Consider the following 12,399-nt stretch of genomic DNA (forward strand, 5'->3'; position numbering starts at 1 on the left):
CACGGCTACTCGGCGGCCGCGATACCGCGGATGATGACCTCGAGCTTGCGGTCCAGCCAGCCGCGGTCGATCCAGGCGCTGGAGGGGGCCAGTGCGGCGGGCAACTGCTCCGCCCGCCCGTCCGCCTCGTAGCGCCTGCGGGCCTCCTCCAGACCGCTCGGCCCGTCCGGGGCGCCGCCTCGGCCGTCGGCGCTCGTCCCCTCCGGCGAGGTCGTCGGCGCCCCGCCCACGGGGGCGCGGGCGACCTCCGTCTGGAGGTGCACGCTGATCACCGTGTCGGCGATGAAGTCCAGCGCCAGGACGGCGTCGTCGGGGGACAGGCCGCCCTGCGTGAAGGCCTGCCGCGCCTGCGTAATGGGGCGGGCGAAGAACTGGTAGGCCCAGGAGGTCGACACAAGCACGCCCGCCAATCCCGGCCGCGCCTCAAACAAGACCCACAGGCGCTCGGCGTAGTCGCGCGCCACCTGCCGCCAGGGACCGCCCAGATCGGAGAAGTCGGTGTCGGCGGCCACCCGATCCAGGCAGGCCCGCAACAGATCCTCGCGTGAGCTGATCGTGCGGTACAGCGCCGAGGTCGCCACCCCCAGCCGCTGGGCCACGTCGGAGAGCGTGAACCGGTCGATGCCGATCTCAAGTGCCGCCTCCACCACGTCCCGGCGGGCGAATCCGGGCTTCGGCCCGGTGGGATTGCCAAGACGAGTCATGTGTCCGACCTTACACGGTCCGTCGATTCGGCGGTGAGGGGAGGCGTGGTGAGCGCCGCGAACCGTTTTGCGTACGGCCCTTGCCCACCGCTCCGGCGCCAACTAAGGTCGCACTCAGTAAATAGAGAAAACCATTCTTGATTGGAGCGTGAGACATGTCCGCTGCACATACCACGACGATGAGCGCATCACCGGCCCGGTCGTCGGAGGCGTCCTCTCCGCCCGTCTCTAGGCCGCCGACCGATACCGATCCCCGTGACCAGGGCACCGGACGGGGCGGTCGCAACGCCGACCCCGGCGACGACCGGGCCCGCGCCGTCGCCGGGCAGGCGGCCGTTAAACGCCTCGGTGCGCCGGTGCGTTCCCGGCTGCGCCTCGGGCAGGTGCTCGTAGCCATTTCCGGGCTGCTCTCCATCGCCCCGTATGTGGCGCTCGTACAGTTGGGCGACATCCTGCTGGCGGCGCACGAGGCGGGCTCTGCCCCCGACCCGGAGCGCGTGCGCGCCACGGTGATGGTGCTGATCGGCGCCTACTCCACCCGCCTGCTGCTGTACTCCCTGGCCCTGCTCATCACCCACTTCGCCGACCTCGCTCTGCGTGACCGGCTGCGCCGCGACATCGTGGCCCGACTGACCCGCACGCCCCTGAGCTGGTTCACCGCCTCCACCTCCGGACGGCTGCGCAAGGCGGTGCAGGACGACACCACCACCGTGCACACCGTCATTGCACACGGGCCGGTGGAGCGCCTCAACGCGGTGGTCTCCCCGGTAGCGCTGTTGGCCTGCGCCTTCTGGATCGACTGGCGGCTGGGACTGTTGAGCATCGGCACCATCCCGCTGTTCTTCGCCACATACTCCCTGTCCATGCGCGGCATGAACGAGAAGACCGTGGAGATGGACCGCCGCCTGGAGAACATCTCCTCCGCCATGGTGGAGTTCGTCGCCGGCATCGGGGTGGTCAAGGCCTTCGGGCAGGTCGGCCGCGCCCACGCCGCCTACCTGCGCGCCGGCGACGAGTTCTCCACGTTCTACCGCGCCTGGGCCATGTCGATGATGAATATCAGCTGCTTGTCCATCACCTGGGTGTCCATCCCGGTGCTGCTACTGGTCAACCTGGGCGGCGGGAGCCTGCTGCCGCGCTCCGGCCTGGTCACGCTGCCGCAGATGCTCACCACCACACTGATCGCCCTCGTGCTGCCCGGAGCCATGGTCACCATCGCCAGCGTCTCCTGGTCCTACCAGCAGGCCGGGGCGGCCGCGCTGCGCCTGTGCGACATTCTCGACGCCCCCACCCTGCCCGCCGCCGTCCACCCGCGCCGCCCGGACGGCGCCCGCGTGGAGATCGAGCACGTGTCCTACTCCTACGGGCGGACCCTCGCCGTCGACGACGCCTCCCTGGCCCTGGAGGCCGGCACGGTCACCGCCCTGCTGGGCCCCTCCGGCTCCGGCAAATCGACGCTGGCGACCCTGATCGCCCGTTTCGCCGACCCCGACGCCGGCACCGTGCGCATCGGCGGGGTGGACCTGCGCGACATGGATGAGCAGACCCTGTACGACACGGTCTCCTTCGTCCTCCAGGATCCCCAGCTGCTCGACGCCCCTATTCGCGACAACATCGCCCTCGGCCGCCCAGGCGCGGACCTGGAGCAGGTGCGTGCCGCCGCCCGCGTCGCCCAGATAGACGACTTCATCATGACATTTCCCAGCGGCTATGACACCGTCGTCGGCCGGGATACGGCCCTGTCCGGCGGGCAGGCCCAACGCATCGCCATCGCCCGGGCCGTCCTGTGCGACACCCCGGTGATCCTGCTCGACGAGGCCACCGCCATGGCCGACCCCGAGTCCGAGGCGGAGATTCAGCAGGCCCTGGCGGAGCTGGTCAAGGGGCGCACGGTGCTGGTGATCGCCCACCGGCCCGCAGCCGTCCGCGGCGCCCACCGCATCGTGGTCATGGACCGCGGCCGCATCGTGGCTACCGGCACCCATGACGAGCTGCTGGCCGAACCCCACTACCGGGCGCTGCTGCGTCAGGGCGGCATCGACGTCGACGACCCCCAGGAGAACAGCCATGACTGAAACCATGAACTCGGCCACGCCTACCACCGTGAACCCGACCGCAGTCGGCGCCCGGGCCGGAGAACATCCGGACGTCTCCCGCTCCCTGATGGCCCGGTACCACCGCCTCATGGGCCCCGTCGCCTGGCGCCAGGTGCTCGGCGGCATAGGAATCGGAGTCCTCAGCGGCATCTTCTCGGGCCTGGCGCTGCTGTTCCTCCTGCCGGCCTCAGTGGCGCTGGCGACCGGCCGAAACAGTTGGGGACTCGGCTTCGGTGGCTGGCTGATCGTGCTCGCCGTCCTCGCCGTCGCGGCCGCCGTCGGCGACTACTTCAGCCAGCGCATCGGTATGACGGGCGCACTCGGCTTCCAACACGACGTCCACTACGCCATAGGTGATCAGGTGGCCCGTGTGCCGCTGAGTTGGTTCACCGCCGACTCCGCCGGTGTCATGTCTCGGGCCGTCTCCCGGGAGATGATGTCACTGTCCGAGTCGGCGGCACACTTCCTGAATTCGCTGAGCACCACGGTGGCCGGATGTGTGGTCATCTGGCTGGGCTCCTGGGTCTGGGACTGGCGGCTGGGGCTGCTGCTGACCTGCTCGGCGCCGTTGCTGGCGGTGTTCCTGCGGGTCTCCCGCCGTCTGATCGACCGCGGCAAGGCCGTTTCCGAGCCCGCCGAACGCGAGCTCGCCGCCCGCATCGTGGAATTCGCCCGCTGCCAGGGGGCGTTGCGCTCCTGCCACGCGGGCACCGACTACCGCCAACTGGCCGACGCCTTCGACGTCGTGGCCCGCACCTCCCGCCGCGGCCTGTGGTGGGAGACCGCCGGCAACCTGGTCAACGGAGTCCTGGTCCAGATCATCATCGTCGCCATGATCACCCTGTCAGCGGCCCTGGCCGTCTCCGGGGCCTTGGAGCCGTTGCAAGCGGTCGTCACCATCGGCATCTGCCTGCGCTTCACCACCATGCTCGACGCCATCGGCACCACCACCGCCGGCATCGAGGAGCGCCGCCAGATGATGAACCATCTTGACGCCGTCATGGACGTGCCCCCGCTGCCGGAGCCGGACGCCGCCGCCGGGGAGTCCGAACCCGGTGCCGTCGAGCTCGACGACGTCCACTTCGCCTACCGGGCCGGAACACCGGTGCTGCGCGGAGTGAACATGCACGTGCCCGCACACTCCATGTGCGCCATTGTGGGCCCCTCCGGCAGCGGCAAGACCACCATCGCCCGCCTGGTCGCCCGCTTCTGGGACGTGGACGCCGGCACCGTGCGGGTGGGCGGCACCGACGTGCGTGACATGCCGGTCTCTCAGCTCATGGGACAGATCTCCATGGTTTTCCAGGACGTCTACCTCTTCGACGACACCCTGGAGGCCAATATCCGCATCGGGAACCTCGGCGCGGATGCGGCCCGGGTGCGCTGGGCGGCCGACCTGGCCGGCGTCACCGAGATCGTGGACCGGCTGCCCGACGGCTGGGACACGCGCGTCGGCGAGGGCGGACAGGCCCTGTCCGGCGGGGAGCGCCAGCGGGTGTCCATCGCCCGTGCCCTGCTCAAACAAGCACCCATCGTGCTGCTGGACGAGGCCACCAGCGCCCTGGATGCGGAGAACGAGGCCCATATCGTGTCCGCCATGCAGGAGCTGCGCCGCAACTCCACACTGATTGTGATCGCCCACAAGCTGGAAACCATCGCCGCCGCCGACCAGGTCGTCGTCCTCGGTGCCGACGGGCGCGTGGCTCAGCACGGCACCCACGCCGATCTGGTGGACGCCCCCGGCCCCTACCAGGACTTCTGGAACTACCGCAGCCGCGCCGCCGGTTGGCGGCTCGTGTGAGCGTGGAGCCGTAGCGGAGTGCCCCGGCCCGGCAATCCACCGGGCCGGCCGGGCGGCTACGCTTGGGCGCCGTGAGTGAACCACTGATCCTCGGCATCGAGTCCACCTGCGACGAGACCGGCGTCGCCCTGGTACGCGGCCGTGAACTGCTCGGCGACGTCGTGGCCACCTCCATGGACGAGTACGCCCGCTTCGGCGGCATCATCCCTGAGATCGCCTCCCGCGCCCACCTGGAGTCCTTCCTGCCCACCCTGGACGCCGCGCTGGAGCGGGCCGGGGTCGGCCTGGCCGACGTTGACGCGATCGCCGTGAGCGCCGGCCCCGGGCTGATCGGCTCCCTCACCGTCGGGGTCAGCGCCGCCAAGGCTCTGGCCGCGTCGCTCGGCAAGCCCATCTACGGTGTCAACCACGTTATCGGACACATCGCCGTCGACGAGCTCATTGACGGCCCCGCCCCCGAGCACTTCATCGGCCTGATCGTCTCCGGCGGCCACTCCAGTCTGCTGGACATCCACGGCCTGGCCACCGACGTCGTCGAGCTGGGCAGTACCCTCGACGACGCCGCCGGGGAGGCCTTCGACAAGGTCGGCCGCCTGCTCGGGCTGCCCTACCCGGGCGGCCCGCACGTCGACCGGCTCTCGCAGGAGGGAGACGTCGAGGCGATTCGCTTCCCACGCGGGCTGGCCGCCGCCAAGGACCGCGAGCGCCACCGCTACGACTTCTCCTTCTCCGGCCTGAAGACGGCGGTCGCCCGCTATGTGGAGTCGCTGGCGGACGCCGGCCAGGAGGTGCCGGCCGCCGACGTGTGCGCCGCCTTCTCCGAGGCGGTCAACGACTCGCTCACCGCGAAGGCGGTGCAGGCCTGCCGGGACACCGGCTGCGACACCCTGGTGATCGGCGGCGGCTTCTCCGCCAACTCCCGGCTGCGGGCGCTCGCGGCGCAGCGCTGCGAGGCCGCCGGCATCACCCTGCGGCTGCCGCCGCTGAAATACTGCACGGACAACGGCGCCCAGATCGCGGCCCTGGGGGCGGAGGCGGTGCGTGCGGGCGTGGAGCCGAGCCCCATGGACTTCGCCCCCGACTCCGGCATGCCCCTGGACCTCCCCGTGGCGCACTGAGCCCATCGGCCTCCCGCCCGCTCGCCTCCTGTTTCGCCGAGCTCGGCACGTGATTAGTGCCGACCTCGATGGATATCAACCGACCTCGGCGGGTTAACGGCGCCGGTTGCGGGAGGGGCGGGCCGGGGTCGCGGGGCGGGACTGATGCCGTCGGCGACCAGGGCCGTAACCTCCGCGGGGGTCAGCGGACGGCCGGCGCGCACCTCCTCCAGCAGCAGTCGCATGGCCGCCTCGTTGCTGCTCGCCGCGGTGGCCGCGGCGAGCTGGCGCTGGTAGGAGGCGCCGGCCTCCAGGGTGGCGCGCACGCTCTCCAATTCCGTCTCGCAACCCAGGTCCGCGGCCACCGGTGCCAACTCGGTGAGCATCCGCTCCACCGTGTCGGTGACCAGCTCCTCGGTGCCGGATGAGTCGGTGATCAGGATGGCGTCCATCCCGTAGCGGGCCGAGCGCCACTTGTTCTCATTCACGTACCACGGCGGCAGTGCGTCCAGCTCCTCCCCGCGGTCCAGGCGGCGGGAGAAGTCCTCCACCAGGCACTGAGTCAGGGCGGCGATGCCGGCCAACTCGGTCAGGTTGGTGGCGGCGTCGCAGGAGCGCACCTCGATCGTGCCCAGGCGCGGCGAGGGGCGCACGTCCCAGCGGACCTCGGTGAAGTCCTCGATCACACCGGTGTGGACCATGTCCCCGACGAAGCCCTCCAGCTCCTCCCAGGAGCCGAGCTGGTGCGGGGCGCCGGCGGTCGGCAGCTGCTGGAACATCATCGCCCGGTTGTCCGCGTAACCGGTGGAATCCCCCGCCCAGAACGGGGAGGAGGCGCTCAGGCACTGCAGGTGCGCGGTGCGGGTGAGCAGGGCGGACAGGATCGGCAGCACCTTGCTGCGATCCTCAATGCCCACGTGCACGTGCGTGCCGAAGATGAGCATCTGGTGGCCCCACAGGCGAGTGCGGTCGACCAGGCGGGCGTAGCGCTCGGCGTCGGTGACCTTCTGCACCAGCGGGTCGGCGAAGGGGTGGGTGCCGGCGCTGGCCAGCTGAACCCGCAGCGGCTCGGTGACCGGCAGCAGCCGGTCGTAGGCCAACGCGATGTCCTCGATGCACTCGGCGACCGTGTGGCGCGCCCCGGAGACCAGCTCCACGGTGTTGAGCATCATCTCGCCGTGGATATTCGGGTCCTCGCCCACCAGGCGCAGGATGTCCGCGGCGCATTGGCGCAGGTCCAGGCTGTCGCGGTCCACCAACTGCAACTCCCACTCGATGCCGAGTGTGGACCGTTCGGAGCGGGCGAAGGGCAGGTCCGCGCGGTGGATCAGGGGGGCGCGGTGCGTCCGGGTGAATGCGGGCGTGGTCGGTGTCATGACGGAGCTCCTTCGGGGGAGGCGTTTCGCGGATGCTTAAGGTGCTGAACGGTCCGGGCGTGGGAGCGGGGATGGCGCGGCGGGGTCCGAACCCGTTGGGGCGGGCCCGGGCGCGGCCGCCGTGGCTTCGACGGGCGCGACGACGAGCACCACGCCCCGGGGGGAGCGGCCGTGCTCGCCGCGCTCGCCGATACGGGTCAGCAGCCAGGTCTCCCCGGCCTGCCCGCGCAGATGCAGTGAGGCGCGCAACGCGTCGGGGGCGACGTCGACGCCGCGGGCGTGGATCTCCAGGCGGCCAATCCCGCGGGTGCGCACGCGCGAGCGCAGCGCCTTCAGATGGAGCGGCAACACCTCCACCAGCCGCCAGGAGCGCAGGAAGGGGGCCAGCTCCGGCTCGACAGGTGTTGCGCCGGTCAGGTAGGCGATTCGGTGGCCGACCGGGTGGGCGCCCAGTCGTCCCGCCAGGTGGGCGACCAGGCCGGCGCGGATGGCGGCGCCGTCGGGCTCGTGAATGAAGTCTCCCAATGCCTCTGGTCCGGCGATCGGGTCCAGCTGGACCGGCGGGCGGGTGGGGTCGGCGCAGTCGGGGTCGGCCAGCACATGGGCGGAGGACTCGCCGTCGGCGCCCGTGCGCAGCACCAGGGCGGAGCGGCCGGGGCCCTCCGGGGCGAGCTGGCCGCACCAGATGCCGGCCTCGACCACCTCGCCGTCCACGCTCACCCACTGGGCGTGGGCGTCGGCGGGCAGCGACGCGTGGTCGATGCCGGGAGCGACCTTGACGCCCAGGGCCGCCACCTGCTCGCGCAGGGCCAGCACGCTGTGCAGTGGCGGCGACCAGCGCTCGGGGTCGGCGATGCGCCGCCCACCGGAGCGGCGCGCCGGGTCGGCGAAGACGGCGTCCACACCCGCGGCGGCCAGGTCCACCTCCAGCGCGTCGGCGCACCGCACCTCGGCGTTGGGGAAGGGGGTGAGGTTGACGGTGGCCAGTGCCGCCGTCGCCTCGTCGCGCTCCACCGCCAGCACGCCCGGGCACAGCGAGGCCAGTGCCAGCGCGTCCCCGCCGATTCCGCAGCCCAGATCGGCCACCAACCGGCTGCCGGCGCGGGCGTAGCGGGCGGCGTGGTGGGCGGACACGGCCAGTCGCGTGGCCTGCTCCAGTCCGTCGGGCGTGAACAACATGCGGTCTGCGAAGGGGCCGAACTTGGTGGCCGCGCGCCGGCGCAGCCGCTGCTGCGTCAGGGCGGCCGAAACCAGCGCGGGGGAGTGGCCCTCGCGGCGCAGTGATTCGGACAGTACGAGGGCCTGGTCGGGGTCGTAGGGTGGCAATGATTCGAGCAGCCGCCAACCCTCGGGGGTCAGCAGCGGGGCGAGGTCGGAGCCGTCCATCGCACGAAATCATGACACGCCGACCCGCCCGCGCGACGCCGGGGAGACCCGTCTCACTATCCCCGCGCCGCCGTCCGGCAGGGGCTACGCTGGCACGTCCGTATGGGCCGCTCGGCCCGCAGTCGAAACGTCCGGGCCGTCGGCCGGGAGAAGGAGGACACGCGTGGCACGACGCGACAAGCGCCGCCGCTGGCGGTGGGTCGTGGGCGGGATCGTGGCGCTCGCGGTGGCCGCGGTGGCGCTGCCCAACGCCTGGGTGTGGGCGTCCGCCTCCGGGCATGTGACCGACTATGGGGCCTCCGACGACGAGGCGACCGCGCCGGTGGCCATCGTCCTGGGTGCCTCCGTCTACTCATCCGGCGAGCCCTCCCCGTGGCTGCGCTACCGGCTGGACGTGGCGGCCGACCTGTACGAGTCGGGGCGGGTGGACGCGATCCTGGTGTCGGGCGACAACGGACAGGCCAGTTACAACGAGCCCATCGCCATGTACGACTACCTGGTCTTGGCCGGCATCCCCAGCGAGGCGATCGCGATCGACTACGCCGGTTTTGACACCTACGCCACCTGCGTACGGGCTCGCCGGGTCTTCGGCGTGTCGGACGCGATCCTTGTCACTCAGGACTTCCATGAGGCGCGAGCGGTGGCCGTGTGCCGCGCCGTCGGCGTGGACGCCAGCGGTGTCGGGGACGCGCGTGCCCGTGCCAACCGCTCCACCTGGACCTACAGCTGGTTGCGTGAGCGCGGGGCCGCGGTCAAGGCCGCCTGGGATGTGGCCACCAACCGCACCCCGCTGCTGGGGGACCGGGAGACCAGTGTGGAGGAGGCCATTGCCTTCACCCGCGCCAACCGGGCGGCGTGAGCGACGGACTGTGCGCGCCGTCGGTCCGGTGGCCGAGACTCGGGCGCGCTGCGCCGTGGGGGCACGCCCTCGGCGAACCGGGATGCGCGTCTTAGCACTCGCGTTGACTGAGTGCTAACGGTGCGCGTAGATTCTCTTTCGGCGCGCGAGGTGCTTCGGCTTCTCGCGCGACCCGCAGCTCACGCGTGTCGGACCGACCCCCGCGACGGCGGCTCGGCACTCCCGGGATGCGGCATCCAGTCATTCCATACTCAAGAAGCGAGAAGGGGAGAACGCATGTCGATCTCCATCAAGCCGCTCGAGGACCGCATCGTCGTGCAGACGGTCGAGGCCGAGCAGACCACCGCGTCCGGGCTGGTCATTCCGGACACCGCCAAGGAGAAGCCGCAGGAGGGCAAGGTTCTGGCCGTGGGCCCGGGCCGCGTCGACGACTCCGGCAAGCGCATCCCGGTTGACGTCGCCGAAGGCGACGTCGTCATCTACTCCAAGTACGGCGGCACCGAGGTCAAGTACGACGGCGAGGACTACCTGATCCTGTCCGCGCGCGACGTGCTGGCGGTTGTCACCCGCTGACCCGGCACCTGCCGAGGTTTTTGACGTTGCCTGTGGGGCGGTAGGCGCATGCCTGCCGCCCCACAGGGCTGTTCCGGGGCTGTGGCGCATCCCCGTGTGCGGTGGGTGCCGCCGGGGCTCTACGATGCTGCTGTGAGCGACTCGATCACCAGCCCCGACATCTTCGCCCCCACCGGACTCACCTACGACGACGTCCTCCTGCTGCCCAGGCTGACCGACGTCATCCCCTCCGAAGTCGATACCACCTCCCGCCTGACCCGCAAGATCTCCCTGGCCACCCCGCTGCTGAGCGCCGCCATGGACACCGTCACCGAATCCGACATGGCCATCGCCATGGCCCGGCAGGGCGGCATCGGCATCCTGCACCGCAACCTCTCGATCGAGGAGCAGGCCCAGCACGTGCGCCGCGTCAAGCGCTCGGAGTCCGGCATGGTCTCCGACCCGGTCACGGTCGGCCCGGACGCCACCATCTCCCAGCTGGACGAGCTGTGCGGCCACTACAAGGTCTCCGGCCTGCCGGTCGTGGACGACGCCGGCAACCTGCTGGGCATCATCACCAACCGCGACCTGCGCTTCGTGCCGCCCGAGCGCTGGGACACCCTGACCGTGCGCGAGTGCATGACCCCGCGCGAGCGACTGATCACCGGTCCTACCGGCATCTCCCGGGAGGACGCCAAGGCGCTGCTGGCTGAGAACCGCATCGAGAAGCTGCCGATCGTCGACTCCGACGGCCGCCTGTCCGGCCTGATCACCGTCAAGGACTTCGTCAAGACCGAGCAGTACCCCAATGCCACCAAGGACGAGGCGGGCCGGCTGGTGGTCGGCGCCGCCGTCGGCTACTGGGGCGACACCTGGGAGCGGGCCGGGGCGCTGGCCGAGGCCGGCGTCGACGTGATCGTGGTGGACACGGCCAACGGCGGCGCCAAGCTGGCCCTGGAGATGATCTCCCGGCTCAAGCACGACCCGGCCTTCTCCGGCATCGAGGTCATCGGCGGCAATGTCGCCACCCGCGAGGGCGCCCAGGCGCTCATCGACGCCGGCGTGGACGCCGTCAAGGTGGGGGTCGGTCCCGGCTCCATCTGCACCACCCGGGTGGTCGCCGGCGTGGGCGTGCCCCAGGTGACCGCCGTGTATGAGGCCGCCCGCGCCTGCACCCCCGCCGACGTGCCGCTCATCGCCGACGGCGGCCTGCAGTACTCCGGTGACATCGCCAAGGCCCTGGTGGCCGGCGCCGACACCGTCATGCTCGGCTCCCTGCTGGCCGGCTGCACCGAGTCCCCCGGCGACCTGGTGTTCGTCAACGGCAAGCAGTGGAAGCGCTACCGGGGCATGGGGTCGCTTGGCGCCATGAGCTCGCGCGGCCGCAAGTCCTACTCCAAGGACCGCTACTTCCAGGCCGACGTCTCCGGGGACGACAAGATCATTCCCGAGGGCATCGAGGGGCAGGTGCCCTTCTCCGGGGCGCTGGCCGACGTCGTCTACCAGCTGGTCGGCGGTCTGCACCAGTCGATGTTCTACGTGGGCGCGCGCACCATCCCCGAGTTGAAGGCCAACGGCCAGTTCGTGCGCATCACCGCGGCCGGGCTCAAGGAGTCCCACCCGCACGATGTGAAGATGACCGTCGAGGCCCCCAACTACACCGGCCGCGCATCCTGACCGCGGGCGCGCTGCAACCGGGCGCGCCGCGAGACTGGGCGGGCCGGCCTGCCGTCGGCGCCGTCACACGCCGTCGGGCAGCGGCCAGGCGGTGTCGACGTCGGGCGTGCGGCCACGGCGGCGCAGGAAGTCGTTGAAGGAGACCGCCCAGTCGCGGTGCGCGGCCGCCTGCCAGGCCATCAGTTCCGCGCGCGGGATGCGGGCGATCTCCGGGTGGGCGTAGGCCATGGCGTCGAGCACATCCAGGGTGGCCACCACGTCCACCTCCGCGGTGTGCAGGCCGGCCGCCTCCGGGTCGATCCCGTAGAAGGCGCACAGGTCCGTCAGGCGCCGCTTGCCCCTCCGGTAGCGGTCCACCCGCCGATCGATCACCAGCGGGTCCACCACCGGCCCCAACTCGCGGCCCAGCCGGGCGCGCAGGGTGGGCAGGTGATGGCGAGTCAGTTCGGCCTCCAACAGGGTCAGGTCGTAGGCGGCGTTGTAGGCGACCACGGGCGTGCCCGCGGCCATCGCCGCCGCCAGCGTCGCCGCCACCTCCTCAAGCACCTCGCCGACCGGGCGCCCCTCGGCGCGGGCGCGCTCGGTGCTGATGCCGTGCACGGCCGTGGCCGACGCGGGGATCACCACGCCCGGGTCCGCCAGCCAGGTGGTGATTTGCTGCGTCCGCGAGCCGTCGGCGCCGCGCGGGCCGCGGGCGACGAGAGCCGCCGTCACCAGGCGGTCAGCGGTGGGGGAGACCCCGGTGGTTTCGGTGTCGAATCCGAGCAGTGGACCGGCGGCCCAGGAACTGGGCGCCGTGGTCGGCATGGGTACTGGTTGCTCGCTCATGTGCCGAGTGTGCCACCGCCCTC

General features: G+C 71.4%; 10 protein-coding genes. 6 read left to right on the top strand and 4 right to left on the bottom strand.

The genetic code is table 11. The annotated features are described in order from the left end of the window. Positions 1 to 5 precede the first annotated feature (5 nt). A complete protein-coding gene (locus tag C3B71_RS03955; protein WP_073327478.1) occupies positions 6 to 704 on the bottom strand; it encodes a TetR/AcrR family transcriptional regulator in 699 nt (232 codons plus the stop codon). A gap of 179 nt (positions 705 to 883) precedes the next feature. Between C3B71_RS03955 and C3B71_RS16770 the strand changes: the two genes are divergently transcribed. From C3B71_RS16770 to tsaD, 3 genes are all read left to right on the top strand, one after another. Next, on the top strand, positions 884 to 2,779 hold the full coding sequence (locus C3B71_RS16770) for an ABC transporter ATP-binding protein (RefSeq protein WP_181574854.1): 1,896 nt from the start codon (positions 884 to 886) through the stop codon (positions 2,777 to 2,779). Then, on the top strand, positions 2,772 to 4,601 hold the full coding sequence (locus C3B71_RS16775) for an ABC transporter ATP-binding protein (protein ID WP_309300310.1): 1,830 nt from the start codon (positions 2,772 to 2,774) through the stop codon (positions 4,599 to 4,601). Before C3B71_RS16770 ends, C3B71_RS16775 begins: the two co-directional genes overlap by 8 nt. Positions 4,602 to 4,672: 71 nt before the next feature. Then, positions 4,673 to 5,719, top strand: coding sequence for a tRNA (adenosine(37)-N6)-threonylcarbamoyltransferase complex transferase subunit TsaD (tsaD, locus tag C3B71_RS03965; protein ID WP_073327835.1), 1,047 nt, complete (start codon positions 4,673 to 4,675; stop codon positions 5,717 to 5,719). Positions 5,720 to 5,772: 53 nt separating this feature from the next. Here tsaD and C3B71_RS03970 read toward each other — a convergent pair whose 3' ends face one another. Next, positions 5,773 to 7,074, bottom strand: coding sequence for a glutamate--cysteine ligase (locus C3B71_RS03970; RefSeq protein WP_108966283.1), 1,302 nt, complete (start codon positions 7,072 to 7,074; stop codon positions 5,773 to 5,775). A gap of 36 nt (positions 7,075 to 7,110) precedes the next feature. Next, on the bottom strand, positions 7,111 to 8,460 hold the full coding sequence (locus tag C3B71_RS03975; protein WP_108966286.1) for a class I SAM-dependent methyltransferase: 1,350 nt from the start codon (positions 8,458 to 8,460) through the stop codon (positions 7,111 to 7,113). 163 nt (positions 8,461 to 8,623) lie between these two features. On the opposite strand from C3B71_RS03975, the gene C3B71_RS03980 reads away from it, so the two are divergent. The 3 genes from C3B71_RS03980 to guaB all read left to right on the top strand — a co-directional run bounded on the left by C3B71_RS03980 (position 8,624) and on the right by guaB (position 11,548). Next, on the top strand, positions 8,624 to 9,319 hold the full coding sequence (locus C3B71_RS03980) for a SanA/YdcF family protein (protein ID WP_181574856.1): 696 nt from the start codon (positions 8,624 to 8,626) through the stop codon (positions 9,317 to 9,319). Positions 9,320 to 9,595: 276 nt separating this feature from the next. Continuing rightward, positions 9,596 to 9,892, top strand: a complete 297-nt coding sequence (gene groES, locus C3B71_RS03985; protein WP_073327475.1) for a co-chaperone GroES — start codon at positions 9,596 to 9,598, stop codon at positions 9,890 to 9,892. A gap of 132 nt (positions 9,893 to 10,024) precedes the next feature. Next, positions 10,025 to 11,548, top strand: a complete 1,524-nt coding sequence (gene guaB, locus C3B71_RS03990; RefSeq protein ID WP_073327473.1) for an IMP dehydrogenase — start codon at positions 10,025 to 10,027, stop codon at positions 11,546 to 11,548. 63 nt (positions 11,549 to 11,611) lie between these two features. On the opposite strand, the gene C3B71_RS03995 is transcribed toward guaB, so the two are convergent. After that, on the bottom strand, positions 11,612 to 12,376 hold the full coding sequence (locus tag C3B71_RS03995) for an exonuclease domain-containing protein (RefSeq protein WP_108966288.1): 765 nt from the start codon (positions 12,374 to 12,376) through the stop codon (positions 11,612 to 11,614). Between the last annotated feature and the right edge of the window lie 23 nt (positions 12,377 to 12,399).

It is taken from the genome of Actinomyces sp. Z16 (assembly GCF_003111765.1).
In the GTDB taxonomy this organism is placed as follows: domain Bacteria; phylum Actinomycetota; class Actinomycetes; order Actinomycetales; family Actinomycetaceae; genus Actinomyces; species Actinomyces glycerinitolerans.